Below are 26,948 nucleotides of genomic sequence, written 5' to 3'. Positions count from 1 at the left end.
GGCCATGACTGAGATGCCCGAGCCGATACCGGTGGACCAGCTGCGGTTCGATCTGCCGCCCGTGCACGACGACCCCGCCCAGGAGCGGCAGCACCGCAAGGAGCGGCTCGCGGGGGCGCTGAGACTCTTCGCCCGGTTCGGGTACGAGGAAGGCGTGTCGGGCCATGTCACCGCACGCGACCCGGAGTTGGCCGACTGCTACTGGGTGAACCCGTTCGGGGTTCCGTTCGCGCACGTCACCGCGGGCGAGCTGATCCTGGTCAACGGGGAGGGCCAGGTCGTCCAGGGCGGCCACCACGTCAACCAGGCCGCGTTCACCGTGCACGCCCAGGTGCACCGGGCCCGCCCGGACGCCGTCGCTGTCGTCCACACCCACTCCACGTACGGCAGGGCGCTCGCGGCCCTCGGCGAGTTCGTCGAGCCGTACACGCAGGAGGCCTGCGCCTTCTTCGAGGATCACGCGGTGTACGACGCGTACACCGGGGTGATCGTGGACGCCGAGGAGGGCCGGCGGATCGCTGCGGCGCTCGCCTCGTACAAGGCGGTCGTGCTGCGCAACCACGGGCTGCTCACCGTCGGGGACTCGGTGGACGCGGCGGCGTGGTGGTTCATCTCGATGGAGCGGTGCGCCAAGGTGCAGCTCGCGGCGCGGGCGGCCGGCAAGCCCGTGCTCATCGACCGGCGGGACGCGGTGACGACCCGCGACCAGCTCGGCAGCGATCTCGTGGCGTGGATCAACTACCAGCCGCTGTGGCGGCAGATCAGCCACGCGGAGCCCGAACTCCTGTCGTAGTACGTCAATTTGATGGTGCGTCAATCACTCTCCGGGCCGGGCGGTGTCGACCGGCGGATGGTTCCGGTGCGCGACAATTCCCTGACGGTTCAAGGGGTTTGGCGTACGGACGGAGTTCCCGGTGGCAGTGCAGGAGGCTCGGCAATGCGGCGTTGACTGCGCGCAGGGCGCGCGGGACGGGCACCGGCGCGCGGTGGCGGAGTTCCTCGCCAAGCGGGACGGGCTCGCCGCGGGCGAGGGGCTGCCCGCCGCGGTCGCCCACTCCGCCGGGGCGTCGCGCCAGTGGGTCTCCGACGAGCTGACCCAGTCCGCGCGGGCGGTCGCCGAACGCGGCAGGGAAGCGGGCCGGACCTGGCCCGAGCGGGTCTGGTGGGGCACGCTGGGCGCGGTCTGGGGCGGGGTGGTGGCGCTCTGCCTCGCCGAGGCGTCGACCGCGATCGGGGCGGGGTGGACGCCCGCCCGCACGGTGGGACTCCTGGCCGCCCTCGCGGTGGCGGCCCCGGCGACGGTGGTCGCGCATCTGCACCGCGCGCACGGCGGGCTCCTCGCGCCTCTGCTCGGCGAGGACAACCGCCTCTCGACCTCGCGGGCGGTCGCGGCGGCATGGGCCCTGTTCGCGGTCTTCGCGACCCTGGTCCTGGCCCTGCGGCTGGCCGCCGCCTCCGACCCCGCCGAGCGCGAGCGGGTTCTGGACGGGCTCCAACTGGCGCACTGCGGCGGCCTGTTGACGGTCCTGTTCATCACGTCGGTGATCGCGGTGATGGTCCGCCGGGTGGTGACGGTACGCATCCACGGCCAGCGCCTGCAGAAGGTGCGGGCCGACCGGCCGCGCGGTGCCGACCTCGTCACCGACGACGCGGGGCGCGGGAGTTTCCCGGACGCGCAGTACGTGGCGGCGACCCTGGTCGCGATCCTCTTCGCGGCAGTGCGCCTGGCCCGGAAGCCCGATCAACTACCCGACCTTCCCTGGGGGTTGGCCGTCCTCGTCCTCGTCTCCGCCGCGACCTACCTCGCCGGGAAGTACGCGGAGGGCGCCCGGCCCGTGGTGCTCTCCGTCGTACGGGCCCGCGAGGCGGGGGACCTGGACGCGCCGATCCGTACGGGGGACGACATCGAGATCCGGGGCGCCGGTTTCGTCCCGCCGGGCGCCGGCACCCCGGACCGGCTCGCCCGCATGGTGGTGCGCATCGGCGCGGTGCACGTCCACGTGCCCCTGATCCCGGTGCCGGGCGGCTTCGCCAACCCGACGGACGGGGTGCTCACGGTGCCGGTGCCGGTGGACGTCGAGGCGGGGCGGGTGGAGGTCCGGGTGGTGACGGCCGCGGGCGTCGAGACGAACGCGGTGCTCGTGGAGGTCGCGGAGTAGGAGCCGATCCCGCCCGGGTGACCGGAGTGGGATTGAGACACGCGTTCCCCCCGTCCGTATCGTCTGGTGACAGGCCAATCGGATGGAGGCGGGATCAGCCATGGCACATGGGTACGTGACCAGGGCGGGGGTGGACGAGGGCGCGGGCGGCTGGCGGGCCACGGCCCGCACCTACGCGCTGCTGCCGCTGCGGATCTTCCTCGGCGTGACGTTCGTCTACGCCGGTCTCGACAAGCTCACCGACAGCGCGTTCTTCCACGCGAGCGGCACCGGCTCCATCGGCGAGCTGATGCACGGCGTGCGGGACAGCGCCGCGATCCCCGCTCTCGTGGACCTCGCCCTCAAGAGTCCCTCCGGATTCGGCTACGCCATCGCGCTCGGCGAACTGGCCGTCGGGATCGGCACCCTGCTCGGCCTGTTCGGCCGGCTCGCCGCACTGGGCGGCGCCCTCATCTCGCTCTCCCTGTGGCTCACGGTGAGCTGGCGGACCACCCCGTACTACTACGGCAACGACCTGGCCTACTTGATGGCCTGGCTCCCGCTCGTGCTGGCCGGGACGCCCCTGCTGTCCGCGGACGCGTTCCTCGCCAGGCGGCGCCGTTTGCGCACCCCGTAGTCGATCCAGCTCACGAGCGAGGCGATCCCGAGTCCGCCGCAGACCAGCGGGATCACCAAGGGCGACGGCGTGTTCCAGCGCCCGGCCGCGTCCCCCGCGAACAGGACGGCCGTCGCGGCGAGGGCGAGCCCGGCGACCAGGCGGCCGGGGCGGAACTCATGACGCGGCACGGTCCACCTCCGCCTGGCCGACGCCGACCTTGAGGTGGAGTTCCAGCGTGCCGGCCGGCTTGGCGCCCGCGGGCGGCGCGAGCGTGGCCGTCCGCTTCTCGCCCGGCTCGACCTGGATGTGGTTCGGGTCCTCGCCGGGCAACTGGATGTCACCGACTCCCATGTCGAAGCTCACCTTTACGGTCACGTCCTTCGGTACGACCACCTTGGCGCGGCCCGCGCCGACCTGCGCGCCGGTCGTCAGGGTCCGGCCGGGCGGCACGGCGACCCGGCTCAGGTCGAGGGTGGCGACGCCGCTCCCCAGGTCGTAGTCCGGCCTCACCTCACCGATCGCGGTGGGTGCCCAGTCCGTGCGCACCCAGTGCGCGTCGATGGTCTTCGGCAGCGCGGCCGAGCCGGCGAGGAGCGCCGCGGTGAGCACCGCGAGGAACACCGTGCCGAAGCCGGTGCGGCCCAGGAGCGAGCTGACGATCAGGCCGAGCGCGAACACCCCGAGCGCCGCCGCGAACCCGGTCTCCAGGCCGGTGCCGAGCGGCTGGTGTCCCCAGCGGGCGCCGAGCCCGGCGCCGAAGGCGAGCAGGGCCAGGAAGAAGAGGAGCCCGCCGATGGGGCGCGGCCCCCGGTCCGCGCGCACGGCGGCCCGAGCGGCCTTGCGCGCCGCCTTGCCGGCCGGCGGCGCGTCCGCGTCCGCGGGGCCCCACAGATAGCCGCCCGCGACCGGTCCCGTGGTGCCGTCCTTGACGATCGGGTCCCGCCACCAGGAGGGCGGGGAGGGGGCGGGCGGCGCCTTCGTCTCGGGCGGCGCGTCCGCGACGGCCTGGGCCGCGACCGGGTCGAGCGGGGTGTCCGGGGGTGCGGTGGAGCGACGCTGCGACCAGGCTGCGGCGCCCCCGAGCAGCAGCGCGAGCAGCACCGCGAACGTCATCACCGAGCCGTTGCGCAGCATGGTGAGGAAGATCCCGCAGCCGGCGAGCGCCATCAGGACGGCCACCAGGGCCGCGCCCTCGACCCGGCCGGTGAGCAACCGCCTGGCCTCGTTCTCGTCCTCGCCGTCGAGGGGCACGAGCAGCCAGGCGAATCCGTAGAAGACCAGGCCGAGCCCGCCGGTCACGGAGAGCACGCCGAGGGCGATCCGGAAGATCACCGGGTCGATGTCGCAGTACCGGCCGAGACCGCCGCACACCCCGCCGATGATCTTGTTCTGGCCGCTGCGGCGCAACTGCGGGGCCCCGGGGGCCGGGTCGGGCGGCGCGAGGGGCGTCTCGGTCGGCGTGCTCATACGGACACCTCGGCTGGCGTGCTCATACGGACACCTCGGTCGGCGTGCTCATACCTACATGGTGACGGGCCCGTGCGCCCCACGGCACCCGCCCCGACCCTGGCCTCACCCTGATTTCGACCCCGAGGGGGCGGGGCGCCGCCTCTCGCGGGGGAGGGCTGATCCCCCGCGAGAGGGGGGCTGTCCTCAGGGAAGCCTGGGGGCCAACCCTGATGCCCGGGGGTCCGCGCTCGTGTGACGATCGTGGCATGCCAGTCGCCACCCCCCGCCTGTCGCCGCCCGAGGCCGACGAAGCGCCGGTCCGCAAGCTGTACCGCTCCGCCGAGGGGCGGATGCTCGGCGGCGTCGCGCGCGGGCTCGCCGGGCACCTCGGGCTTCCGGTCGTGTGGGTGCGGATCGTCTTCCTCGGGCTGCTCTCGATCAACGGCCTGGGCGCGCTGCTCTACGCGGTGTTCTGGTTCGTGGTGCCGCTGGGCCTCGGCGGCACGACGGCCGGGCCGCGCTCGGCGTTCGAGGTCAGCGCGGACGGCAAGCGCAGGCTGCGCAAGCCCGACAAGGGGCAGATCGTCGCGTTGATCGCGCTGCTCTTCGGCGCCGCCGTCTTCGCCTCGAAGGTGGACGTCGGCGGCTGGGCCAACCCCTACATCTTCCCCAGCGTCCTCATCGGGGTCGGCGTGATCCTGGTGTGGCGCCAGGCCGACAACACCCGGCGGGCGCGCTGGACCGAGGGCGCCCGCCGCAGTCGCTGGCTCCCGGTGGTGCGGGGACTTGCCGGGGTCGCCCTGGTCGGCACCGGGCTCACCGGATTCGTCGTGGTCAACGGCTCGGCCGCGCAGCTCGGCAACGTCCTGACGGCCGCGATAGCGGTGCTCGCCGGCATCGCCCTGCTCGCCGGGCCCTACCTGGTGCGCATGACGCAGGACCTGTCCGAAGAACGGCTGATGCGCATCAGGGCCCAGGAGCGGGCCGAAGTCGCCGCCCACGTCCACGACTCGGTGCTGCACACCCTGACCCTGATCCAGCGCAACGCGGAGAACGTCGGGGAGGTGCGGCGCCTGGCCCGGGCTCAGGAGCGCGAGTTGCGAGCCTGGTTGTACAAGCCGGAGGGCACCGGCAAGGAGGAGGAGCCCGAGACGCTCGCCGAAGCCGTGAAGAAGGCGGCGGCCGAGGTCGAGGACAAGCACGGCGTCCCCCTGGAAGTGGTCGTCGTCGGCGACTGCCCGCTGGACGACGGCCTGTCCGCACAGATGCAGGCCGCACGCGAGGCCATGGTCAACGCGGCCAAGTACGGTGGCGAGGGCGGCGCCGTCCAGGTGTACGCCGAGGTCGAGGGCCGCACGGTCTTCGTCTCCGTACGGGACCGCGGCCCCGGATTCGACCTGGACGCGGTTCCCGGCGACCGGATGGGCGTACGAGAATCAATCATCGGCCGGATGCAGCGCAACGGCGGTACGGCCAGGCTGCGTTCGGTGCCCGGCGGGGGCACGGAAGTCGAGCTGGAGATGGAGAGGGCACAGGGATGACCGAGGAAACGACAGGCCGCCACGTCAGGGTGGTCCTCGTCGACGACCACCGGATGTTCCGCACCGGAGTCCAGGCGGAGATCGGCCAGACCGAGGCGACGGGCGTCGAGGTGGTCGGAGAGGCCGCCGACGTCGACCAGGCGATCACGGTCATCACGGCGACGCGCCCCGAAGTGGTGCTGCTCGACGTCCATCTGCCGGGCGGTGGCGGCGTCGAGGTGCTGCGGCGCTCGGCGGCCATGATGGCGGACGCGGAGCGGCCGGTCCGCTTCCTCGCGCTGTCCGTGTCGGACGCGGCGGAGGACGTGATCGGGGTGATCCGCGGTGGCGCCCGCGGCTATGTCACCAAGACCATCACCGGTACCGATCTGGTCGACTCGATCTTCCGGGTGCAGGACGGCGACGCGGTGTTCTCGCCGCGCCTGGCGGGCTTCGTCCTGGACGCGTTCGCCTCCACGGACGCACCGCCGGTCGACGAGGACATGGACCGGCTCACCCAGCGCGAGCGCGAGGTGCTGCGGCTGATCGCCCGGGGCTATGCCTACAAGGAGATCGCCAAGCAGCTGTTCATCTCCGTCAAGACGGTCGAGTCCCATGTCTCGGCGGTGCTGCGCAAGCTCCAGCTCTCCAACCGGCACGAGCTGACCCGCTGGGCGACGGCCCGTCGGCTGGTGTGAGCCGCCGCCCCCGGCGGGCGCCGGGGACGACGGTCCCCGAGCCGCTGGGGCGACCGGCCCTGCGCCAGTGGGGTGACCGGTGGCTTTACCTGCGTAAAACCATGGCAAAACCGGCAACCCGGGCGCGCTTGTGTCACTCTTGCCGGACGTGATGAGCCTGACCGGAACGCCCTTCTTCGTGACCGCGATCGTGATGGCCGCGCTCGCCCTGCTGGTGCCGCTGCTCGTCTGGCACCGGGTCGGCGGCCCGGCCGTGGTGCGGGGCGCCGTGCGCCTCTTCATGGTGCTCACCGCCCAGGCCTCGGCGGTCGTCGTGGTGTTCGTCGCCGTCAACAACGCGAACGGCCTCTACGACACCTGGGGCGATCTGCTCGGCACCGAGGGCCATGTGGCCGCCGCGCCGAACCTGGGCGCCGACGGCACCGGCGGGCGCAGCATCGCCAAGGAGCCCCGTGTGCGGCAGGCGTTCGCCCCGGTCGAGGACGCGGCCCTCGGCACCGGCGTCCAGGTCACGCATCTGACCGGCCGGGTCTCGGGGGCCGACGGCGAGGTGTACGTCTGGCTGCCGCCGCAGTACGACGACCCGGCCCACCGGTCCGAGGACTTCCCCGTGGTGGAACTGCTCGCGGGCTACCCCGGCTCCGCCAAGGACTGGTTCACCAACCTCGACGTCACCGAACAGCTGCGCCCGCTGATGGTGAAGGGCGAGGTCAAGCCGTTCATCCTGGTCGCGCCCCGCACCTCGCTGCTGGCCGGGCAGGACACCGGCTGCGCGAATGTGCCGGGCGTGGTCAACGCGGACAGTTGGCTGAGCGTGGACGTGCGCAAGATGGTCACCGACAACTTCCGCGCCCAGACCGGCGCGGACGGCTGGGCCGTCGCCGGGATATCGGCCGGCGCCCACTGCTCGGCCAAGCTCGCTGTCGAGCACCCCGACCGCTACCGCGCGGCCGTCTCGCTGTCCGGGTACAACGACCCGGCCGCCGAGTCCGACTCGATCACGGCGAAGGAGCCGGCACTGCGACGCGGGACCAACCCGCTGTGGATACTGGCCCACGCCAAGCACCCGCCGCGCACCTCGCTCCTGATGACCGGCCAGCCGGGCGACGGCTACGAGGACGCGCTCGCGCTGCGCGAGGCCGCGAAGGCCCCCACCAAGGTGTGGGTGCAGAAGACCTACGGCGGCCACCTCAACGTGGTGTGGAAACCGCTGATGCCGGAGGTCTTCGACTGGCTGTCCGGCCAGTTGAGCGGTGTCCGTAAGGCGACGGCACCGGACGGCGGTCTGCGCCCCGACGGCGGCGCCCAGGACGCCGCGGTCGTGCAGGCCGCGAGCGGGGGCGTCGCGAGGAAGTAGGACGAGGGAGCAGGGCGAGGAAGCCGGGAGGGACGAGGGAGCGGGGAGGAGTACGGAGGCCGGGAGGGGTACGGAAGCGGGCCGGGGGGAGAAGTAAAGGGCACGAGCCATCACCCTTTGGTAAAACGCTGGCAAAGCGGGCAACTCGTGTTCTTGCTCGTCCCTCTTCCGTGGCGTGATGAGCCTGACCGGTACCCCCTTCCTCGTGATCGCGATCCTCGCGGCCGCGGCCGCCCTGCTGCTGCCACTCGTCCTGTGGACCCGGATCGGCGGTCCGGCCCTCGTGCGCTGGGTCTCGCGGCTCCTCATGCTCGGCTTCGCCCAGGTCACCGCGATCCTCGTGGTCTTCCTCCTGGTCAACAACGCCAACGGCCTGTACGACACCTGGGACGACCTGCTCGGTGGCGGCAATCACGTCAATGCCGCCCCCGATCTCGGCCCCGACGGCACCGGCGGCCGGAACGCGGCCACCGAGCCCAAGGTGAAGCAGAAGTTCGAGCCGTACACCAACAAGGTCGGCAAGGACGTCATGAAGACCATGCTCAAGGGCCAGGTCTCCGGCGTGGAGGGCGATGTGGCGGTGTGGCTGCCGCCGCAGTACAACGACCCGGCGTACAAGGACAAGTCGTTCCCCGTCGTCGAGCTGCTGCCCGGCTACCCGGGGTCGATAGGCGCCTGGTTCGGCACGCTGAAGGTGCAGGAGCAGCTCACGCCGATGATGCAGCGCGGCGAGGTCGCGCCGTTCATCCTGGTCTCGCCCCGCACCACCCTCCTGAGCGGCAAGGACACCGGCTGCGCGAACGTGGCGGGCGTGGTCAACGCGGACAGTTGGCTGAGCGTGGACGTGCGCAAGATGGTCACCGACAACTTCCGCGCCCAGACCGGCGCCGGCGGCTGGGCCGTCGCCGGATACTCCGCGGGCGCCCACTGCGCCGCCAAGCTCGCCGTCGAGCACCCCGACCGCTACCGGGCCGGGGTCGATCTGTCCGGCTACAACGACCCGGCCGCCGAGCGGGACTCGATCACCGCGAAGGACCCCAAGCTGCGCGAGGAGTCCAATCCGCTGTGGATCCTCAAGCACGCCAAGACGCCGCCGCACGTCTCGCTGTTCGTCTCCGGCGAGCAGACCGACGGTTACGCCGACGGGCTCGCCCTGAAGAAGGCCGCCAAGGCGCCCACGGCGGTGACCGTGCTCAAGCTCAACGGCGGCGGCCACGCCAGCGCGGTGTGGAAGACCCAGGTCCCCGAGGTCTTCCGCTGGCTGACCAAGGAGATGGGCGCGACTGCCAAGTCGTCCAATGGGCAAGGTGTTTGACGTAGCATCAGCGATCTCGCGGCATCGTGCGACCACCGGTCAGGCGGGCCGCGCGGCCCCCGCGAACGGCATCTGGTCGATCGGCGCCACGCGCACCGGCGCCCCCGGATGCGGCGCGTGGATCATCTGGCCGCCGCCGATGTAGAGCCCGACGTGGCTGATCCCGGAGTAGAAGAACACCAGGTCGCCCGGCTGCAGTTCGGCACGCGTGACCCGGCTGCCCGCGTTGATCTGGGTGTACGTCGTGCGCGGCAGCTGCACCCCCGCCGAGCGCCAGGCGGCCTGGGTCAGGCCCGAGCAGTCGAAGGACGAGGGGCCCGTGGCGCCCCAGACGTACGGCTTGCCGAGCGCCCCGTAGGCGAAGGCGACGGCGGCCGCGGCGCGGGAACTGGGGGCCGCCGCGAGGGGGACGGCCGCGAGCGTGGGGCGCGGCGCGTCGGCCGAGCGGCTGGCCCGGTTGTCGCCCGGGGCCCCGTCCGCCTCCTCGTAGGAGGCCCGCTCCGGGGCGGTGAGCTGGGCGAGCAGGGCCTCGGCCGAGGTGATCTTCGTCTGGATGTCGCTCTTCTGGCGTGCCAGCGCGGACTGCCGGCTGCGCAGTTCGGTGAGCTGCCCGTCGGCCGTGGAGTGCAGTCGGCCCAGCTCGGCGAGCTGCTTGCGCACCCCGGCCACGGCCACCGCGGTACGGTCACCGGCACGTTCGGCGAGGGCCGCGTCGTCCAGGTACCGCTTCGGGTCGGACGACAGGATCAGCTGGAGCTCGGGCGCGACCGTACCGCTGCGGTACTGGGCGGCCGCGAGCGAACCCAGCGCGTCGCGCGCAATGTTGAGCTGCGCGGTCTTGCGGGCGGCCTCGTCGCGCAGCCCGTTCAGCGAACGCGCGGTCGCGTCCGCCTTCTCCTTCGCCCCGTCGTACGCCTCCGTCGCCACCTCGGCGTCGTGGTACAGCTGGTCGACCTTGGCCTTGACCTGCGCCGGGGTGAGCTTCGGCTCGGCGTGCCCGGAGCCCTCGAAGAGGGTTGCGGTGGCCGCCGACGCCAGCGCGAGCGTCGCGGCGGTGCGGGCGGCGGGGCCGCCGAGCGGATGCTGCTTGGGCTTTCGGTGCGCAGCCACGAGGGCCTTCACGTCCTTCCGTACGGCAGTGTTTCCGCGCTGCGGCTCCCGGTCGGGGGGCCGTTCCGACGACGGACCGCACAGGGGGAGCGGCCCGCCGCCGGATCTTTCGGCGGGGCGACCGACAGCCGCCCGGTGGAGCGGCGGCGGTGGGGAGTCGGTCACCTGGGGGAGGACGCTAAACCTGGAGACACGGTCGAGCGACGTAGTGACGGGAAGTGCCGCTTTCCGGCGGCTTCGCGACCGACTCCGACCGAAGGCCGGACATTGGCCCCCGGGGTCCGTGCCTGCTGTGACCGAAGTGCCGCTTGGGCCGCACCCGCCGCACAGCGCCTGCTAAGCGGGAATTAGGCTCCGGCCCATGGACGTACTCATCAATGTCTTCGTCGGCCTGCACATCATCGGCATCGCTTCGCTGCTCGGCGGATTCCTGACGCAGATGAAGGCGATGAGCGCGGGCACCGCCCGCTTCGTCCCGGCGATGCTGCACGGTGCCCTGACCATGCTGGTCACCGGCGTCGCCCTGGTCGGCCTCAACCAGGCCGACGACATGAGCGTGAACACCCTCAAGATCGGCGTGAAGCTCGCGATCCTGATCGTGATCCTCGGCCTCGTCTATGTGAAGCGCGACGACGAGAAGATCGAGAAGCCCCTGTTCGGCGCGGTCGGCGGCCTCACCGTCGTGAACATCTTCATCGCGCTGCTCTGGCACTGAGGCTCGGCGGTACTGAGGCTCGGCGGTACGGGCGCCCGGCGGTGCGGACGCCCAGCGGTGCGGACGTCCAGCGGTACCGAGGCCCGGTTGAGGCTGGGCCCAACCCGCGTTCCTAGCCGGGTCTGACCGCTCCGTAGATCGGCATGTAGTAGATCGACTCCTCGCGGACGTACGCCCCGGAGTGCGGCGCGTGGATCATCATCCCGCCGCCTGCGTACATGCCGACATGGCTGATGTCGTCGTAGAAGAAGACCAGGTCACCGGGTTGCAGATCGGCCGTCGCGACCCGGGTGCCCGCCCTCACCTGGTCCCAGGTTGTGCGCGGCAGATCCACTCCGGCGGCCTTCCACGCGGCCTGGGTGAGCCCCGAGCAGTCGTACGAGGCGGGCCCGGTCGCGCCCCACACATACGGCTTGCCCATCTGGGCGCGGGCGAAGGCGAGGGCCTTGGCGGCCTTGGAGGACGCGGGCGCGGACGGCCCGGACGGTGCCGTGGGCGCGGACGGCCCGGACGGTGCCGTGGGCGCGTGACCGGCGGGCGGGGCGGGCTTCCTCTTCGCGGCGGCCGCCTGCTGCGCGGCGAGCTCGGCGGCCCTGCGCCTCGCCTCGTCCTGCTTCTTCTTCTCCAGTGCGGCCAGGTGCTCCTTCTCCTGCTCGGTCAGCGTCGACAGGAGCGTGCGGGCCGCCGCCAGCCTCCCCTGCACCTCCTCCTTGCCGGCCCGCAGCGCCTGCTGCGAAGTGGTGAGCGAGGCCAGGCTCCGGCCCGCCTCGGCCCGCTTCTCCGCGTTGGCCGCGCGCTCCGCCTCGAAGGTGCTCAGCGTCCGGTGCTGCTCGTCGGAGAGGCGGCCCATCAGCTGGTCCTGGTCGAAGAAGGCCTGCGGGTCGTCCGAGAAGAGCAGCCGCACGGTCGGGGTGACGCCGCCGTCGCGGTACTGGGCGGCGGCATAGCTGCCGATGACGCGCCGGGTGTCGTTCATCTTCGCGGTGCCGGCCGCCACCTGGTCGAGCAGCGATTCGACCTCAGCGCGCTGGGTGGTGGTGGCCTCCTTGGCCGCGTCGTACTTCTGGGTGGCCAGATCCGCCTGCCGGTAGAGGTCGTCGACCTTCTTCTGCACCTCTTCGATGCTCGGCCTCGGCGCGGCCGGCGCCGCGTCCGCGCTCTGCGCCAGCAGGCTCACCGAGGCGAGCGCGGCCGTCGTGACCCCCAGGGCGGGCACGGCGGGGCGGGTTCTGGTGCGCGGCTTGCGGTGTGAGGGCAAGGCCGACACCTCCTTCCGGAGCGTTCCGGACGGGGGCGTTCCCCGGCTTGCTGCGGCACGCTAGCCAACTCCCTTGGCGGCTGGGAAGGTTGATGTCCGACAGGCCCGATACATTCCCGTGGCCTTCACGGTGCGTAGTCGTGGACGGTCTCTCCGAAGGCGTCGGCGGAGTGTCCGAAGGCGGCGGCGGACTGTCAGAGGGGCGGCCTAGACTCGGGAGACGATGAGCAGCCTCTTTGACGACAGCTTCCTGGCGGACCTCCAGCCCTCCGAGGAGGAGCACCCGCCACCGCCCGAGGAGTCGCACGCGCCCGAGCCGGTGCCGGACGACCTGTTCGGCGGCCGGTTCGACGCGCCCGTGGACCGCGACGCCCACTATCGCGGCGGCGCCCCGCGCCCGGTGCTCGACGCGGCGGCCCTCCTTGAGGGGCTGAACGAACAGCAGCGCGCCGCCGTGGTGCACGCGGGCTCGCCGCTGCTCATCGTGGCCGGCGCCGGCTCCGGCAAGACCCGGGTGCTCACGCACCGCATCGCCCACCTCCTCGCGACCCGGGGGGTGCACCCCGGCCAGATCCTCGCGATCACCTTCACCAACAAGGCCGCCGGGGAGATGAAGGAGCGCGTCGAGCAGCTGGTCGGCCCGCGCGCCAACGCGATGTGGGTCATGACCTTCCACAGCGCGTGCGTCCGGATTCTGCGCCGCGAGTCGAAGAAGCTGGGCTTCACCTCGTCCTTCTCGATCTACGACGCGGCCGACTCCAAGCGCCTGATGGCGCTGGTCTGCCGCGACCTCGATCTGGACCCGAAGAAGTTCCCGCCGAAGTCGTTCAGCGCCAAGGTGTCCAACCTGAAGAACGAGCTGATCGACGAGGAGACCTTCTCCGGCCAGGCGGCGGACGGCTTCGAGAAGACGCTCGCCCAGGCCTACACGATGTACCAGGCGAGGCTGCGCGAGGCCAACGCGCTCGACTTCGACGACATCATCATGACCACGGTCCACCTCCTCCAGGCGTTCCCGGACGTGGCCGAGCACTACCGGCTGCGCTTTCGGCACGTCCTGGTCGACGAGTACCAGGACACCAACCACGCCCAGTACACGCTGGTGCGGGAGCTGGTCGGCCCCGCCGGCGATGCACAGGCCCCCGCCGAACTGTGCGTGGTGGGCGACGCCGACCAGTCGATCTACGCCTTCCGGGGCGCGACGATCCGCAACATCCTCCAGTTCGAGGAGGACTATCCGAACGCGACGACGATCCTCCTGGAGCAGAACTACCGCTCCACCCAGACGATCCTGTCCGCCGCCAACGCGGTGATCGAGCGCAACGAGAGCCGCCGCCCCAAGAACCTGTGGACGGACGCCGGGCCCGGCGCTCAGATCACCGGCTATGTCGCCGACACCGAGCACGACGAGGCGCAGTTCGTCGCCGACGAGATCGACCGGCTCACCGACAAGGCCGAGGCCAAGGCGGGCGACGTCGCGGTCTTCTACCGCACCAACGCGCAGTCCCGGGTCTTCGAAGAGATCTTCATCCGCGTCGGCCTGCCCTACAAGGTCGTCGGCGGTGTCCGGTTCTACGAGCGCAAGGAGGTCAGGGACGTCCTGGCCTATCTGCGCGTCCTGTCGAACGCGGAGGACACCGTCCCGCTGCGGCGCATCCTCAACGTCCCCAAGCGCGGCATCGGCGAGCGCGCCGAAGCCATGATCGACGCGCTGTCGCTGCGCGAGAAGATCACCTTCCCGCAGGCGCTGCGCCGCGTCGACGAGGCGTACGGCATGGCGGCCCGTTCGGCCAACGCCGTCAAGCGCTTCAACGCGCTGATGGAGGAGCTCCGCACGATCGTGGACTCGGGCGCCGGACCCGCGGTCGTCCTGGAGGCGGTGCTCGAACGCACCGGATATCTGGCCGAGTTGCAGGCGTCCACCGACCCGCAGGACGAGACCCGTATCGAGAACCTCCAGGAACTGGCCGCCGTGGCCCTGGAGTTCGAGCAGGAGCGCAGCGAGGAGGAGGGCACGGGCACCCTCGCGGAGTTCCTGGAGAAGGTCGCCCTGGTCGCCGACTCCGACCAGATCCCCGACGAGGACGAGGACGGCTCGGGGGTCATCACCCTGATGACGCTCCACACCGCCAAGGGCCTGGAATTCCCCGTCGTGTTCCTCACCGGCATGGAGGACGGCGTCTTCCCGCACATGCGGGCGCTCGGCCAGGTCAAGGAACTGGAGGAGGAGCGCCGCCTCGCCTACGTCGGCATCACGCGCGCCCGCGAGCGGCTGTATCTGACGCGCTCCTCGATGCGCAGCGCCTGGGGCCAGCCCTCGTACAACCCGGCCTCGCGCTTCCTGGAGGAGATCCCGGTCCAGCACCTGGAGTGGAAGCGGACGGGCCCGATGGCCGCCCCGGCCGGGCCCATGTCCAGCAAGTCGCTCGGTGGCGGGATCGGCAGCTCGCTGTCCTCGTCGCGGTCCAAGTCCGGCCCCTCGGGCTTCGCGACCCGGCGTGGCAGCGACAAGCCGGTCATCGCACTGTCGGTCGGCGACCGGGTCACGCACGACCAGTTCGGCCTCGGCACCGTGATGTCGGTGACCGGCTCGGGCTCGGACGCCCAGGCCACGATCGACTTCGGCGACGAACGTCCGAAGAAGCTGCTGCTGCGGTACGCGCCGGTCGAGAAGCTGTGAGGACGGCCGGGCGCTGAGGGCCCGGCCTCGATGCGGAATGCCCGCGCCCTGCGAGGGGCGCGGGGAACCGCGCGGCCGTCCGACGACGGTCGATGTCCGGCGAGGGCCGATGTCCGGCGAGGGCCGACGTCCTAAGGGCTCGGCTTCCCGCGGCCGAACGGCCGTCCGTGCGCGGAGTGTTACGTCGGGTCCAGGCCGTGGCTGCGCAGCCACGGCAGGGGGTCTATCGACGACCCGCCGTGCGGCCGCACCTCGAAGTGGAGGTGCGGGCCGGTGGAGTTGCCCGAGTTGCCGGAGTACGCGATGACCTCGCCCGCCTTCACCGGACCCGAGCGGAGCTTGGTGCTGGACAGATGGCAGTACCAGGTCTCGGTGCCGTCGGCGCCGGTCACTATGGCCATGTTGCCGTAGGCGCTGTTCCACTGGGTGCGGATCGTGCCGTCGATCGCCGACATCACGGGGGTGCCGTACGAGACCGGGAAGTCGATGCCGGTGTGCACCGACATCCAGTTGACGCCGGCCTGCCCGTAGTACGCGCTCAGGCCCTTCTGCGTCACCGGCAGGACGAACTTGGGGCGCGCGGCCTCCTTGGCGGCGGCCGCGTCCTCCTTTTTCTTCTTCTCCGCGTCCTGGCGGGCCTTGAGGTCGATACGTTCCTGCGTCCGGCTCGCCCGGTCGGCGAAGCTGTTGGCGTCCGCGCTCAGATTGGCGAGCTGCGTGTCCAGCTTGGTGTTGGCGGCGACCGGCTTGACCGAGGCAGGGTCGGACGCGGCGGTCACCGTGCTGCCCTCGTCCTTGCTGCCGCTCATCCCGCCGACGGAGGCGACCGCGACACCCGCGACGCCCATCACGCACACGGAGGGCACCGCGACGGTCAGCAGCGCCGAACGCTTGGCGGGCGTACGCCGCCGACGGCTCGCCCCGCGCCGGGCCTCGGCCCGCGAAGCGGGCACGGCCGCGCCGGGCATGTCGGCGGGAGTGTCGGCCGGTGTGCCGTCCGGCCCGGGGTCGGACCCGGCCGCGAGCTCCACCATTCCCGGAAGCTCCACCTGCGGGAACTCGGCCGTCTCGTGCGGGAGTTGGGGCTCGGGGGCGCTCTCGACCTGCGGGAGTGCGGCGGTCCGGTCGGCCGCCGTCGCGTTCCACGCGGTCGCGTCGAAGGTGCCGGTATCGGTGTGGGTGCCGGTCACGGCCCACTGGCCGGTGGTGTCGAAGGCGGAGGTGAACGCGGTGTTGTCGTACTGCCCGGTGCCCTGCGCCTGGTTCCACGCGCCGGCGTCCCACTGGCCCGTCGTGTCGAAGCTGCCCGTGTCGAAGCTCCCCGTGTCGAAACTGCCGGTGGCGAAGGCGCCGGTGTCGGCGGGCCGCGGGGAGAAGCCCTGGGCGGCGAACGTGCCGGTCTCGAACTGACCCGTGGCGAACGCGTCGCCGTGCGGGGTGCCGGCGTGGAAGGCGGCGGTCTGGAAGGCGCCGGTGTCGAAGCTGCCGGTCGTGCCCTCCGGTTCGTACGCGGCCGCCTGGGCCGGAACCGTCCACTGGCCGGTGCTGTCGTACGGGGAGGCGAAGGCTCCGGTGTCGAACTGGCCGGTCCCGCCCGCCTGCTGGGTGTTCCCGCCGGCGTAACCGTCGTGCATCGCTCCGAAGAGCGGATCGACGGCGAAGCTTCCGGTGTGCTGCGCCTGGTGCGCGATGCCGTCATGGCCACTGCTGCCGTTGAGGTAACCGTCGTGTCCGACGTACCCGGCGTGGGCGTGCTGGTCAGTCACCAACTTCTCTCTCGCCTCGGCAACAGAACCTGCGGCCGGGGCCCGAAAGTGCGGGGGTCCCGGGGACAGCAGTGGCGTGACTGTACCCGGCGGTATGCGACAGCGACAATCTTCCGCGGGCCCCGTCGTTCCGGGAAACGGGCAATCAGTCGCCTTTCGGCGGGCTGTGTGCAGAGCCTTGGCCCTGTGTTCGGGATTCGTTCGACGGACGTGGGGGAGTGTCGAAGCTGAAATCGGGCCAGGGGGTGGGGGGTTCGCAGCGCGGGGCACGGCCGGGGTGAGGTCGCGGTGCGGGATATGTGTGGATGACGGGTGGATTTCCTGTTCGGCGTGCCCAGGGGCTCGTTCCGTGCGTGCTGTCCATGCGTGTCGTACGCGCCTGTCGTACGCGTCGGGTGCAGGTGCGGGCAGACGTGGGCGACGGTCGGCGGGTCGGTCGTTCCGACGGGCTCCGCTCAGGCCACCGAGAACGCGTCCTGGTCGGCGGTCTCCGCGTTCCCCGAGGTCAGCGCCTGGCGCACGCCGGCGGCGACGGCCGGATGCACCGGCATGGCCAGATGCCCGATTCCCGTCACCCGGACGTTCTGGGCGAGCAGGTCCGGGTGCTCGACGCGGGCCGTCTCGACCGGGATCATCAGCGTGTCGAGATCGCTCCAGAAACTCACGAACCGGGTGCGGATGCCGGGCGCGGGCAGGCGCAGCTCTTCGATGAGGGCGGAGCCCGGGCACATCTGCCGCACGATCGGGTGGGCGTGCGCGAGCTGGGCCGAGCGCGTCCCGGAATGCGGGGTGCCGAGCGTGACGAGCGTACGGACCCGGCGGTCGCCGCCCAGGCGCTGCACGTAATAGCGGGCTATCAGGCCGCCCAGGCTGTGTCCGACGATGTCCACCTCGGCGTGGCCGGTGCGGGCGCAGACGTCCTCGACATGACGGCCGAGCAGTTCGGCGGCGACCTTGATGTCGACGGTCAGCGGCGAGTAGTTGAGCGATTCGAGGTGCCGCCAGCCGTGCCGGGCCAGCGAACGGCGCAGCAGCACGAAGACCGACCGGTTGTCGATGAAGCCGTGCAGCAGGATCACGGGCGGGTGCGAGCGGCCGGCCGTGGGCAACTGGGGCGCGGCGGCCGCGTCGATCGCGGGGTGCCGTTCGGGGGTGAGCCCCGACGGATAGAGCAGCAGGTGCCCGGCCAGCACCGCGAGATCGAGGGCGGTGGCACGGATCAGGGCCGCCGACATCCGTGCCCGGCGCAGATACGACGGCACCAGCGATAAGAGCTGCACGGCGGCGACCTCCCGAATGGCACGCGGAAGGCCGCTCCGTCCCCCGTATGCCCTCATGGGAATCCGCCGGTGCAGGTTCCGCCCGGCCGGCCCGAAGAAAGAGGGCCGGACCACCGTGCTGCGCGGCTGGCAGCACGGTGGTGCGGCGCCTTCGTAGCGGCTCCCCTTGCGACCGTGCCCCCACGGTGGCGAGGGCCCTCCGGCCGGGGCAGGGGGGCCGACTGATGCGGGTACGGTGCAAAACGAACGTGTCCCACGTGTGATTTCCCCCTCCCTCCCCACCGTGAAACGGCGGGGTGCGGGATGCTGTGGATAACGTTCGTTCACTTCCCCGGCTCCTTGGCACGGGGTGCGCAGGTGGGACATCTGGAGGCAGTGATGGGTGTAACTGGTCCGATCCGCGTGGTGGTGGCCAAGCCGGGGCTCGACGGTCACGATCGCGGAGCCAAGGTCATCGCGCGGGCGCTGCGTGACGCCGGTATGGAGGTCATCTACACCGGGCTGCACCAGACGCCCGAGCAGATCGTCGACACCGCGATCCAGGAGGATGCCGATGCGATCGGGCTGTCCATCCTCTCGGGTGCGCACAACACCTTGTTCGCGAAGGTGCTGGAGCTCCTGAAGGAGCGGGACGCGGAGGACATCAAGGTGTTCGGCGGGGGCATCATTCCCGAGGCGGACATTCCGCCGCTGAAGGAGCTCGGGGTTGCGGAGATCTTCACTCCCGGGGCGACGACGGCGTCCATCGTGACCTGGGTCAACGCCAACGTCCGCCAGCCGGCCGGCGCGTAGCCTCCGGGGGCCATCCCCGGCCCCCTGGGGCTCCGCCCAAACCCGTCGCGGTGGGCGCGTGCCCAACCCCCTCCGGGGCGGAGGGGGTTGGGGCTAGGCGGACAGTTCGGTGCGCAGGGTTGCCCGCAGGTGCAGCGTGGCGACGAGGCGCTGGAAGGCCTCGGCCCAGTAGCCACCCGCCCCCGGTGACGCGCCCTCCCGCTCCGGCGGGGTAGCCGTCAGTGCCTCCAGGCGGGGCGACTCCGCGGGGTCGAGGCAGCGCTCGGCCAGCCCCATCACCCCGCTGAAGCTCCACGGATAGCTTCCCGCGTCCCGCGCGATCTCCAGCGCGTCCACCACCGCCCGCCCCAGCGCTCCCGCCCACGGCACCACACACACGCCGAGCAACTGGAACGCCTCCGACAGGCCGTGCGCCGATATGAACCGGGCCACCCAGTCCGCCCGCTCGGCCTCCGTGAGGATGGACAGGAGCTTGGCCCGCTCGGCCAGCGACGCCGTGCCCGCGCCTTCGCCGGGCGCCGCGGAGGGTGCCCCGAGCAGGGCCCGCGCCCACTCCGCGTCACGCTGCCGCACCGCCGCGCGGCACCACGCCGCGTGCAGCTCGTCGCCCCAGTCGTCGGCGACGGGCAGCGTCACGAGCTCGGGGACCGAGCGGCCGCCGAGCCGCCGGGTCCAGCTGTCGAGCGGCGCCGACTCCACCAACTGGCCGAGCCACCAAGACCGTTCACCCCGCCCGGCCGGAGGGCGGGGCGCGACCCCGTCCCGCTGCATCGCCGCGTCGCATTCGTGCGGCGCTTCCACCGAGATCGTCGCCACCTCGCCCGTACGGTCCAGGGACACGCAGGATGCCGCCCGCTCGGCCATCCGTCCCGCGAGCGCCGAGCCGGGCAGCGCGGAGAGCAGCTCCGCCGCCGTCGCCCGCACATTGCGGCTGCGGTCGGCGAGTGTCTGCTCCAGGAAGGGCTCGTCCGAGGCGGAGAGCCCGTCGCGCAGCGAGTCGAGGAACATCAGCCGGTCCTCGGCCCGTTCGGTCGTCCAGGTCGCGGCGAGCAGTGCCCGTCCCGCGTCCGCGTCGTACGCCCGCACCGCCCCGAGCAGCGCCACCCGTTCCGCGAACAGACCCTCCTGCCACAGGAGTTGAACGGATGCGGTGTCCTCCGGTCGCGGCAGCACCGCGCTGCCCGACGCCCCGCGCTGCGCGAAGCGCCACTCCGGGTTGAGCCGGGCCAGCCACAGCCCCCGCGGACCGGCGAAGGCCAGTGCCTGAGGGCGCAGGTCCGTGCGGGCCCGCGCCGCGTCGAGCAGGGCGGGCAGCAGCTCGGCCGGGGCGCGCAGGCCTCGTTCGTTGGCCAGCGCGAGCCACTGCGGGAGCAGCTCGCCCAGGTCGGGCGCGCTCCCGCGCCGGCCCCCCGCATGTGCGGGAGCCGAACGGTCGGCCAGCAGCAGGGCGAGACGCCGCCGAGCCGCCTCGGGCAGGGCGGGCCGCTCGTCCGGCGGGGCGTCCGGCGGCCGTGTCCCCGCCGTCGCGGGAACGAGACCCGCCCTGCGGCGCAGGGTCTGCGTCGCGGCGGCGTCCAGCAACTCCCCGGGCGTCCCGGCCCCCGGCCGCCGGTCGGTGCCGAGCAGCGCCGCGGTCACCAGTTCCTCCCAGGGCCCGGCCCCGGCCCCGGTCCAGGACCCGCTCCCGGGTCTGCCTTCCGCCTCGGTCCGGGACCCGGCTCCGGGTCCGGTCCCGGGTCTGCCTTCCGCCTCGGTCCGGGACCCGGCTCCGGGTCCGGTCCCGGGTCTGCCTTCCGCCTCGGTCCGGGACCCGGCTCCGGCCCCCTCCACACCGGTCCCCCCTGTCGTCGTCGCGCTGGTCATAGAACCCCCTCCGTGCCGTTGCGAACCGCGCTCACGTCAGCGCCACCCCCTCCTTGGCCCCCCGCGGCCACGCCGTCAGCGGTGTGAAGCCTCGGTGGCCGCATTCGCCGAAGACCGTCACCGGGGCGCCCCCGGACACCGCGGCCAGCCTCCACAGGCCGGCGCGCGCTGCCGCGCCCGGAGTCACGGGGAGAGCCAACTCGCCCTCCGCATCGGCCAGTTGCCAGTCATCGGAGCCGTCCTTCGGCGGTATCGGTATCGCCGCGTTCAAGGTCGTCGGGTACGACTCCAGCCAGGGGTCGTCCAGGAGCGCCCGGCCGTACCGCTCGACGGCCTCCGTCGCGGTGCCGCCCGGGGGCGGGCCGTCGGGCGTGGCCCCGGTCCCGTAGCGCTCGCCCAGCGCCGCCCTCAGTCGGCCCGCGCCCGGGTAGGGCGTCAGGTCGGCGTCGATCGTCAGGCCCACGGGCAGTGCGATGCCGGGGGCCCGGCCCGCCGCCCCGAAGTCCAGGATCTGTGCCGTGCGGTGCGACTCCCTGCCGTACAGCCAGATGCGGCGGGTGGTGAGCTTCGCGTCGGCCGTGTCGTACTGGGCGAGGACCTGCCAGCGGTCCCGGGTCGCTGGGCCCTGCGGGGCGGCGGGCACCCCGACGCGGGAGCGGACCGTGGCGGCCAGCGGCTCCGGCAGGGCGGACCGGTCGAGCCAGGCCCGGTCGAGGAGGTGCAGCAGTGCGCACTCCTCCAGGAGTCGCATGGGCCAGCCCGGGCCGGAACCCGGTATCGCCCCCAACTCCCTGACAAGACCGGCAAGCCCGGGAGCCTGCGCGTCGACCATGCGGGCGGCCGTCTCCTCCCACAGGCCGTACCCGGGACGCTCGGCCGCCGCGATCCCGCCGCGCAGCAGGTCGGCAAGGCGCTGCTCCAGCTCGGCGGCCCCGGCGGTGATCCGCTCCGCCCGCTTCGCGGCCCTGCGCCGGGCCGCCTCGGCGTCAACCTGGCCCGCAGCGGCGCTGGTTGGGCCGCTCTCGGCGTTCGCCGCGCGCGTACGTCGTCCCTTCAGCCACTGCTCGGCCCAGTCCGGCGCCGTACCGATGGCCGGCACCGCCTGTTCGTCCGCGGACCAGAGCAGCAGCAGCCCCACCGCGTGCTTGCACGGGAACTTCCGGCTCGGGCAACTGCACTTGTATGCGGGGCCACTTGTGTCGATGACCGCCTGGTACGGCTTGCTGCCGCTGCCCTTGCACAGGCCCCACACCGCCCCCGCTCCGTCGCACCCGCTCTCCGACCACGGCCCGGCCGAACCGAGCCTGCTTCCCGCCTTGCGTGACGCATCGTCAGGCGCCAGTGCAAGCACCTGATCCGCCGTCCAGCGCACCCCCTGCTGAGTCATGTCACCGAAGGTACGTGCGTCCACTGACAATCGCTCTGACCTGCACGGATGGCCGGTCGGAAGGTGATTGTCAGTGGCGTGGTGCACGGTGGAGACCACAAGCCGGTCGAACGTCTGATGCGACCTGGAGGGGGAGTCATGACCATGTCCGAAATCGAGTCCGAGCCCACCGAATCCCGCGCTGAGACCGCGGCGGAAGAGGCCCTGCGGCCGCACGCCGAGCAGGCCTTCGCGGACGAGCTCGCGGCGCTCGCCGCGGCGGACGACCGCCCGCGCCCGGTCCGTTGGCGGCTCTCGCCCTGGGCGGTCGCCACCTATCTCCTCGGTGGCACCCTGCCCGACGGCACGGTGATCACACCGAAGTACGTGGGCCCCCGGCGCATCGTCGAGGTCGCCGTCACCACCCTCGCCACCGACCGGGCGCTGCTCCTGCTCGGCGTCCCCGGCACCGCCAAGACCTGGGTGTCGGAGCACCTCGCGGCCGCCGTCAGCGGCGACTCCACCCTCCTGGTGCAGGGCACCGCGGGCACCCCGGAGGAGGCCATCCGCTACGGCTGGAACTACGCCCAGCTGCTCGCCAACGGCCCGAGCCGGGCCGCGCTCGTGCCCAGCCCGGTCATGCGGGCCATGGCGCAGGGCATGACGGCCCGGGTCGAGGAGCTGACGCGCATCCCGGCCGACGTGCAGGACACCCTGATCACGATCCTGTCCGAAAAGACCCTGCCCATACCGGAGTTGGGGGCCGAGACCCAGGCCGTGCGCGGCTTCAACCTGATCGCCACAGCCAACGACCGGGACCGCGGGGTGAACGAGCTGTCCAGCGCGCTGCGCCGCCGCTTCAACACGGTGGTCCTGCCACTGCCGGCGACCGCGGAGGAGGAGGTCGACATCGTGTCGCGCCGGGTGGACCAGCTGGGCCGCTCGCTCGACCTGCCCGCGGTGCCCGACGGCATGGCGGAGATTCACCGCGTCGTCACCGTCTTCCGGGAGCTGCGCGACGGCGTGACCGCGGACGGCCGCACCAAGCTCAAGTCCCCCTCGGGGACGCTTTCCACGGCCGAGGCGATCTCCGTGGTGACCGGCGGCCTCGCCCTCGCCGCGCACTTCGGCGACGGCGTGCTCAGGGCGGGCGACGTCGCCGCCGGAATCCTCGGCGCGGTGGTGCGCGACCCGGCGGCGGACCGGGTCATCTGGCAGGAATACCTGGAGACGGTGGTCCGCGAGCGGGACGGCTGGAAGGACTTCTACCGGGCCTGCCGCGAGGTGTCCGTATGACGGCGCCCGCCGCGACGCCCGGCCCCGGCGGACCGCTGCTGCTCGGGGTGCGCCACCACGGCCCCGGCTCGGCGCGCGCGGTGCGGGCCGCGCTGGATGCCGCCCGGCCCCGGGCCGTGCTCATCGAGGGGCCGCCCGAGGGCGACGCCCTGCTGGCCCTCGCCGCCGACGAGGCCATGCGGCCACCGGTGGCGCTGCTCGCCCATGTCGTCGACGACCCGGGCCGTGCCGCGTTCTGGCCGATGGCCGAGTTCTCGCCGGAGTGGGTGGCGATCCGCTGGGCCCTGGACCACGGCGCACAGGTCCGCTTCATCGATCTGCCCGCCGCCCACTCGCTGGCGACGGGCGAGGAGCCCGCGGGGGAGGACGCCGGGCCACGGGTCGACCCCATCGGGGCGCTCGCCGAGGCCGCCGGGTACGACGAGCCGGAGCGCTGGTGGGAGGACGTGGTCGAGCACCGCGACGCCGCGGTGGACCCGGGTGCGCCGTTCGCCGCGCTCGCCGAGGCCATGACCGTCCTGCGCGAGACGTACGGAGACGGCGGGCATCCCCGGGATCTGATCCGCGAGGCCCATATGCGGCAGCAACTGCGGGCCGCGGTGAAGGAGTTCGGGGTGGAGGTGGCCGTCGTCTGCGGCGCGTGGCACGTGCCCGCGCTCGCCGCGAAGTTCACCGTGGCCGGCGACCGCGCCCTGCTCAAGGGGCTGCCCAAGGTCAAGGCCGAGCTGACCTGGGTGCCCTGGACGCACCGCAGGCTCGCCCGGCGCAGCGGCTACGGCGCGGGCATCGACTCGCCCGGCTGGTACGGGCACCTGTTCGCCGCGCCCGACCGGCCGGTCGAGCGCTGGATGACCAAGGTGGCCGGGCTGCTGCGCGCGGAGGACCGCCAGATCTCGTCCGCCCATGTCATCGAGGCGGTCCGGCTCGCCGGGACGCTCGCCGCGATGCGGGGGCGCCCGCTGCCGGGTCTCGCCGAGACGACCGACGCCGTGCGGGCCGTGATGTGCGAGGGCTCCGACGTGCCGCTCGGCCTGATCCAGGACCGCCTCGTCGTGGGGGACGTGCTGGGCGAGGTGCCCGACGCGGCGCCCGCCGTCCCGCTCCAGCGCGATCTCGTACGGGCCCAGCGGACCCTGCGGCTCAAACCGGAGGCGCTGGAAAGGGAGTTGGAGCTCGATCTGCGCAAGGAGACCGACGCCGGGCGCAGTCGGCTGCTGCACCGGCTGCGGCTGCTCGGGATCGGCTGGGGAGAGCAGACCCGGGCCCGCTCCACCGGCACCTTCCGGGAGAACTGGCGGCTGCGCTGGGAGCCCGAGCTGTCGGTGCGGGTGGCCGAGGCCGGGGTGTGGGGCACCACGGTGCTGGGCGCCGCCACCGCGAAGGCCGAGTCGGAGGCCGCCGCCGCGAGCGCCCTCGGCGCGATCACGGCGCTGGCCGAGCGCTGCCTCCTCGCCGAACTGCCGGACGCGCTGCCGGTGGTGATGCGCGCGCTCGCCGACCGGGCCGCGCTCGACACGGACGTCGCCCACCTCGCGCAGGCACTGCCCGCGCTCGCCCGCACCCTGCGCTACGGAGATGTGCGGGGCACCACGACCGCCGGTCTCGCCGAGGTCGCGGCGGGCCTGGCCGAGCGCATCTGCGTCGGCCTGCCACCCGCCTGCGCGGCCCTTGACGCGGACGGGGCCGCCGAGATGCGCACCCATCTGGACGCCGTGCACACCGCGATCGGCCTCCTCGCGGAGGACGCCGGCACCGGCCCGGACGGTCTGCGCGAGCGCTGGTCCGCGGTGCTCGGCAGGCTCGCCTCGCGCGAGACCGTGCCCGGCGTACTGCGCGGCCGGGCGGTGCGGCTGCTGCTCGACGACGGTCGGATCGAGAGCGAGGACGCGGCCCGCCTCATGGGCCTCGCACTCTCGCCGGGCACCGCCCCGGCCGACGCGGCCACCTGGATCGAGGGATTCGTCGGCGGGGCGTCCGGGGGCGGCATGCTCCTGGTCCACGACGAGCGGCTGCGCGGCCTGGTCGACGGCTGGCTCACGAGCGTGCCACCGGAGGCGTTCACCGACGTACTGCCGCTGCTGCGGCGGACGTTCGCCGCGTACGAGGCGGGTGTGCGGCGCACGCTGGGCGAGCTGGTGCGGCGCGGCCCGGGGATGCGCACCGGCCCCGGCGAGGCGGCCGCCCCCGGATTCGGCACCGGGCTCGACCTGGCCCGCGCCGACGCGGTGCTGCCGCTGATGGCCCTGCTGCTCGGCCGGGGCGGTCCCGGCGGGGCGAACGATCCCGAAAGACCCCAACACCCGAACGGAACGGACGAACTTGGCGCACCCGGCATCCTCGACGATCCCAACTACCTTGCGGGGGTGGGCAAGTGACGACCAGCACGCGACCAAGTGATGAGGAGCGCCTGCGGCGCTGGCGCCTGGTGCTCGGCGGGGAGCCCGGCGCCGAGGGGACCGGCTGCGCGCTCGCCGGTCGGGACGCCGCGATGGACGGGGCGCTCGCCGCGCTCTACGGCGGCCGGAACGGCGCCAAGGGCGGAAGCAGGGACCGCGCAGCCGGGCTCGGGGCGTCGGCCCCGTCCGTCGCGCGCTGGCTCGGCGACATCCGTACGTACTTCCCGAGCTCCGTCGTCCAGGTCATGCAGCGCGACGCCATCGAGCGCCTCGGGCTCGCCGCGCTGCTCCTGGAGCCGGAGATGCTGGAGGCCGTCGAGGCCGACGTCCACCTCGTCGGCACCCTGCTCTCGCTGAACAAGGCGATGCCCGAGACCACCCGGGAGACCGCGCGGGCCGTGGTCCGCAAGGTCGTCGAGGACCTGGAGAAGCGCCTCGCCGCCCGCACCCGGGCCACCCTCACCGGCGCCCTCGACCGCAGCACCCGCATCAGCAGGCCCCGCCACCGCGACATCGACTGGGACCGCACGATCAGGGCCAACCTCAAGAACTACCTGCCCGAGCACCACACCGTCGTGCCCGAGCGGCTCGTCGGATACGGGCGGGCGGCGCGCGGCGTGAAGAAGGACGTCGTGCTGTGCATCGACCAGTCCGGCTCGATGGCCGCCTCCGTCGTCTACGCCTCGGTGTTCGGCGCCGTGCTCGCCTCGATGCGCTCGATCGCGACCCGCCTGGTCGTCTTCGACACCGCCGTCGTCGACCTCACCGACCAGCTCGACGATCCCGTCGACGTCCTGTTCGGCACCCAGCTCGGCGGTGGCACCGACATCAACCGGGCGCTCGCGTACTGCCAGTCGCAGATCACCCGTCCTGCCGACACCGTGGTCGTTCTGATCAGTGATCTCTACGAGGGCGGGATACGGGCCGAGATGCTGAAGCGGGTGGCGGCCATGAAGGCGTCCGGGGTGCAGTTCGTGGCCCTGCTCGCGCTCTCCGACGAGGGCGCCCCGGCCTACGACCGCGACCACGCCGCCGCGCTCGCCGCACTGGGCGCCCCGGCCTTCGCCTGCACCCCCGACCTCTTCCCCGAGGTGATGGCCGCGGCGATCGAGCGGCGCCCGCTGCCGATACCCGAGGCGTGAGGGAGGTCATACCCGGGCGGGCGCCGAGCAGGTGATCTGTGACAGGTATCACCGCCCAGGTGTGATCTGCGATTTAGGGACCTACGTCCTGCGGAGATAACCTGCGAGACGGACATGCCGCGTACTCGGACACCGTGTACGCCTCCCTCAGTGACAGCGCCGTCACGTTGCCCTTCGCGGCACGCCCA

At 72.7% G+C, this 26,948-nt stretch carries 20 protein-coding genes; 13 read left to right on the top strand and 7 right to left on the bottom strand.

All coding sequences use genetic code 11. The annotated features are described in order from the left end of the window. Positions 1 to 4 precede the first annotated feature (4 nt). The 3 genes from IE267_RS02480 to IE267_RS02470 all read left to right on the top strand — a co-directional run bounded on the left by IE267_RS02480 (position 5) and on the right by IE267_RS02470 (position 2,775). Positions 5 to 793: a class II aldolase/adducin family protein gene (locus IE267_RS02480; protein WP_167157565.1), complete on the top strand. Its 789-nt coding sequence runs from the start codon at positions 5 to 7 to the stop codon at positions 791 to 793. A gap of 121 nt (positions 794 to 914) precedes the next feature. Then, on the top strand, positions 915 to 2,159 hold the full coding sequence (locus IE267_RS02475) for a hypothetical protein (RefSeq protein ID WP_189762019.1): 1,245 nt from the start codon (positions 915 to 917) through the stop codon (positions 2,157 to 2,159). 100 nt (positions 2,160 to 2,259) lie between these two features. Then, complete coding sequence (locus tag IE267_RS02470; RefSeq protein WP_161255440.1) at positions 2,260 to 2,775, top strand: DoxX family protein; 516 nt, start codon at positions 2,260 to 2,262, stop codon at positions 2,773 to 2,775. Positions 2,776 to 2,931: 156 nt separating this feature from the next. Here IE267_RS02470 and IE267_RS02465 read toward each other — a convergent pair whose 3' ends face one another. After that, on the bottom strand, positions 2,932 to 4,224 hold the full coding sequence (locus IE267_RS02465; RefSeq protein ID WP_189762018.1) for a PspC domain-containing protein: 1,293 nt from the start codon (positions 4,222 to 4,224) through the stop codon (positions 2,932 to 2,934). A 248-nt stretch (positions 4,225 to 4,472) separates the two neighbouring features. Between IE267_RS02465 and IE267_RS02460 the strand changes: the two genes are divergently transcribed. The 4 genes from IE267_RS02460 to IE267_RS02445 all read left to right on the top strand — a co-directional run bounded on the left by IE267_RS02460 (position 4,473) and on the right by IE267_RS02445 (position 9,096). Next, a complete protein-coding gene (locus tag IE267_RS02460; protein WP_189762017.1) occupies positions 4,473 to 5,747 on the top strand; it encodes a PspC domain-containing protein in 1,275 nt (424 codons plus the stop codon). Beyond that, entirely contained in the window at positions 5,744 to 6,424 is a 681-nt protein-coding gene (locus IE267_RS02455; protein ID WP_161244709.1) for a LuxR C-terminal-related transcriptional regulator, read from the top strand. The genes IE267_RS02460 and IE267_RS02455 overlap by 4 nt, the downstream gene beginning before the upstream one ends. Positions 6,425 to 6,575: 151 nt before the next feature. Then, positions 6,576 to 7,781 (top strand): alpha/beta hydrolase, encoded by a 1,206-nt coding sequence (locus IE267_RS02450; protein ID WP_189762016.1) that lies wholly within the window; start codon positions 6,576 to 6,578, stop codon positions 7,779 to 7,781. A 178-nt stretch (positions 7,782 to 7,959) separates the two neighbouring features. After that, positions 7,960 to 9,096: an alpha/beta hydrolase gene (locus tag IE267_RS02445; protein ID WP_167157559.1), complete on the top strand. Its 1,137-nt coding sequence runs from the start codon at positions 7,960 to 7,962 to the stop codon at positions 9,094 to 9,096. A 39-nt stretch (positions 9,097 to 9,135) separates the two neighbouring features. Here the strand turns inward: IE267_RS02445 and IE267_RS02440 are convergent, their stop codons facing one another. Then, a complete protein-coding gene (locus IE267_RS02440; protein WP_189762015.1) occupies positions 9,136 to 10,206 on the bottom strand; it encodes a C40 family peptidase in 1,071 nt (356 codons plus the stop codon). Between the two features lie 361 nt (positions 10,207 to 10,567). Here IE267_RS02440 and IE267_RS02435 point away from each other — a divergent pair, with 361 nt between their 5' ends. Then, entirely contained in the window at positions 10,568 to 10,921 is a 354-nt protein-coding gene (locus IE267_RS02435) for a hypothetical protein (protein WP_167157556.1), read from the top strand. A gap of 112 nt (positions 10,922 to 11,033) precedes the next feature. Here the strand turns inward: IE267_RS02435 and IE267_RS02430 are convergent, their stop codons facing one another. Beyond that, positions 11,034 to 12,188, bottom strand: a complete 1,155-nt coding sequence (locus IE267_RS02430; RefSeq protein ID WP_189762014.1) for a C40 family peptidase — start codon at positions 12,186 to 12,188, stop codon at positions 11,034 to 11,036. 214 nt (positions 12,189 to 12,402) lie between these two features. Here IE267_RS02430 and pcrA point away from each other — a divergent pair, with 214 nt between their 5' ends. Further along, on the top strand, positions 12,403 to 14,859 hold the full coding sequence (gene pcrA, locus IE267_RS02425) for a DNA helicase PcrA (RefSeq protein ID WP_167157552.1): 2,457 nt from the start codon (positions 12,403 to 12,405) through the stop codon (positions 14,857 to 14,859). Between the two features lie 179 nt (positions 14,860 to 15,038). Here pcrA and IE267_RS02420 read toward each other — a convergent pair whose 3' ends face one another. Then, a complete protein-coding gene (locus IE267_RS02420; RefSeq protein ID WP_189762013.1) occupies positions 15,039 to 16,625 on the bottom strand; it encodes a M23 family metallopeptidase in 1,587 nt (528 codons plus the stop codon). A 455-nt stretch (positions 16,626 to 17,080) separates the two neighbouring features. Continuing rightward, positions 17,081 to 17,860: an alpha/beta hydrolase gene (locus tag IE267_RS02415; RefSeq protein ID WP_229860657.1), complete on the bottom strand. Its 780-nt coding sequence runs from the start codon at positions 17,858 to 17,860 to the stop codon at positions 17,081 to 17,083. 423 nt (positions 17,861 to 18,283) lie between these two features. On the opposite strand from IE267_RS02415, the gene icmB reads away from it, so the two are divergent. Next, the gene (icmB, locus tag IE267_RS02410) at positions 18,284 to 18,697 is read left to right on the top strand and encodes a coenzyme B12-dependent isobutyryl CoA mutase small subunit (protein WP_189762011.1); all 414 of its coding nucleotides are present in this window, start codon (positions 18,284 to 18,286) and stop codon (positions 18,695 to 18,697) included. A gap of 93 nt (positions 18,698 to 18,790) precedes the next feature. On the opposite strand, the gene IE267_RS02405 is transcribed toward icmB, so the two are convergent. Next, positions 18,791 to 20,335: a DUF5691 domain-containing protein gene (locus tag IE267_RS02405; RefSeq protein WP_229860582.1), complete on the bottom strand. Its 1,545-nt coding sequence runs from the start codon at positions 20,333 to 20,335 to the stop codon at positions 18,791 to 18,793. A gap of 256 nt (positions 20,336 to 20,591) precedes the next feature. Next, positions 20,592 to 21,947 carry an SWIM zinc finger family protein gene (locus IE267_RS02400; RefSeq protein WP_189762010.1) on the bottom strand — a complete coding sequence of 452 codons (1,356 nt, stop codon included), beginning with the start codon at positions 21,945 to 21,947 and terminating at the stop codon, positions 20,592 to 20,594. Positions 21,948 to 22,085: 138 nt separating this feature from the next. On the opposite strand from IE267_RS02400, the gene IE267_RS02395 reads away from it, so the two are divergent. From IE267_RS02395 to IE267_RS02385, 3 genes are read left to right on the top strand one after another with little or no spacing between them, the layout of a single operon-like run. Further along, the gene (locus IE267_RS02395) at positions 22,086 to 23,222 is read left to right on the top strand and encodes an ATP-binding protein (RefSeq protein WP_167157544.1); all 1,137 of its coding nucleotides are present in this window, start codon (positions 22,086 to 22,088) and stop codon (positions 23,220 to 23,222) included. Then, positions 23,219 to 25,597 carry a DUF5682 family protein gene (locus IE267_RS02390; protein WP_229860580.1) on the top strand — a complete coding sequence of 793 codons (2,379 nt, stop codon included), beginning with the start codon at positions 23,219 to 23,221 and terminating at the stop codon, positions 25,595 to 25,597. The genes IE267_RS02395 and IE267_RS02390 overlap by 4 nt, the downstream gene beginning before the upstream one ends. After that, a complete protein-coding gene (locus tag IE267_RS02385; RefSeq protein WP_189762009.1) occupies positions 25,594 to 26,760 on the top strand; it encodes a VWA domain-containing protein in 1,167 nt (388 codons plus the stop codon). Before IE267_RS02390 ends, IE267_RS02385 begins: the two co-directional genes overlap by 4 nt. The last annotated feature ends 188 nt before the right edge of the window (positions 26,761 to 26,948 follow it).

It is taken from the genome of Streptomyces xanthochromogenes, from assembly GCF_014650455.1.
GTDB classification, from domain to species: Bacteria; Actinomycetota; Actinomycetes; order Streptomycetales; family Streptomycetaceae; genus Streptomyces; species Streptomyces xanthochromogenes.
The sequence above is the reverse complement of the archived record's forward strand: the minus strand, read 5'-3'. Positions and strand labels throughout refer to the sequence as shown.

Bases quoted from the DNA above. Each gene is read 5' to 3' on its own strand.
- IE267_RS02480 (WP_167157565.1), top strand. From the start codon at position 5: ATGACTGAGATGCCCGAGCCGATACCGGTGGACCAGCTGCGGTTCGAT.
- IE267_RS02470 (WP_161255440.1), top strand. From the start codon at position 2,260: ATGGCACATGGGTACGTGACCAGGGCGGGGGTGGACGAGGGCGCGGGC.
- IE267_RS02465 (WP_189762018.1), bottom strand. From the start codon at position 4,224: ATGAGCACGCCGACCGAGACGCCCCTCGCGCCGCCCGACCCGGCCCCC.
- IE267_RS02460 (WP_189762017.1), top strand. From the start codon at position 4,473: ATGCCAGTCGCCACCCCCCGCCTGTCGCCGCCCGAGGCCGACGAAGCG.
- IE267_RS02455 (WP_161244709.1), top strand. From the start codon at position 5,744: ATGACCGAGGAAACGACAGGCCGCCACGTCAGGGTGGTCCTCGTCGAC.
- IE267_RS02450 (WP_189762016.1), top strand. From the start codon at position 6,576: ATGAGCCTGACCGGAACGCCCTTCTTCGTGACCGCGATCGTGATGGCC.
- IE267_RS02445 (WP_167157559.1), top strand. From the start codon at position 7,960: ATGAGCCTGACCGGTACCCCCTTCCTCGTGATCGCGATCCTCGCGGCC.
- IE267_RS02435 (WP_167157556.1), top strand. From the start codon at position 10,568: ATGGACGTACTCATCAATGTCTTCGTCGGCCTGCACATCATCGGCATC.
- pcrA (WP_167157552.1), top strand. From the start codon at position 12,403: ATGAGCAGCCTCTTTGACGACAGCTTCCTGGCGGACCTCCAGCCCTCC.
- IE267_RS02415 (WP_229860657.1), bottom strand. From the start codon at position 17,860: ATGTCGGCGGCCCTGATCCGTGCCACCGCCCTCGATCTCGCGGTGCTG.
- icmB (WP_189762011.1), top strand. From the start codon at position 18,284: ATGGGTGTAACTGGTCCGATCCGCGTGGTGGTGGCCAAGCCGGGGCTC.
- IE267_RS02400 (WP_189762010.1), bottom strand. From the start codon at position 21,947: ATGACTCAGCAGGGGGTGCGCTGGACGGCGGATCAGGTGCTTGCACTG.
- IE267_RS02395 (WP_167157544.1), top strand. From the start codon at position 22,086: ATGACCATGTCCGAAATCGAGTCCGAGCCCACCGAATCCCGCGCTGAG.
- IE267_RS02390 (WP_229860580.1), top strand. From the start codon at position 23,219: ATGACGGCGCCCGCCGCGACGCCCGGCCCCGGCGGACCGCTGCTGCTC.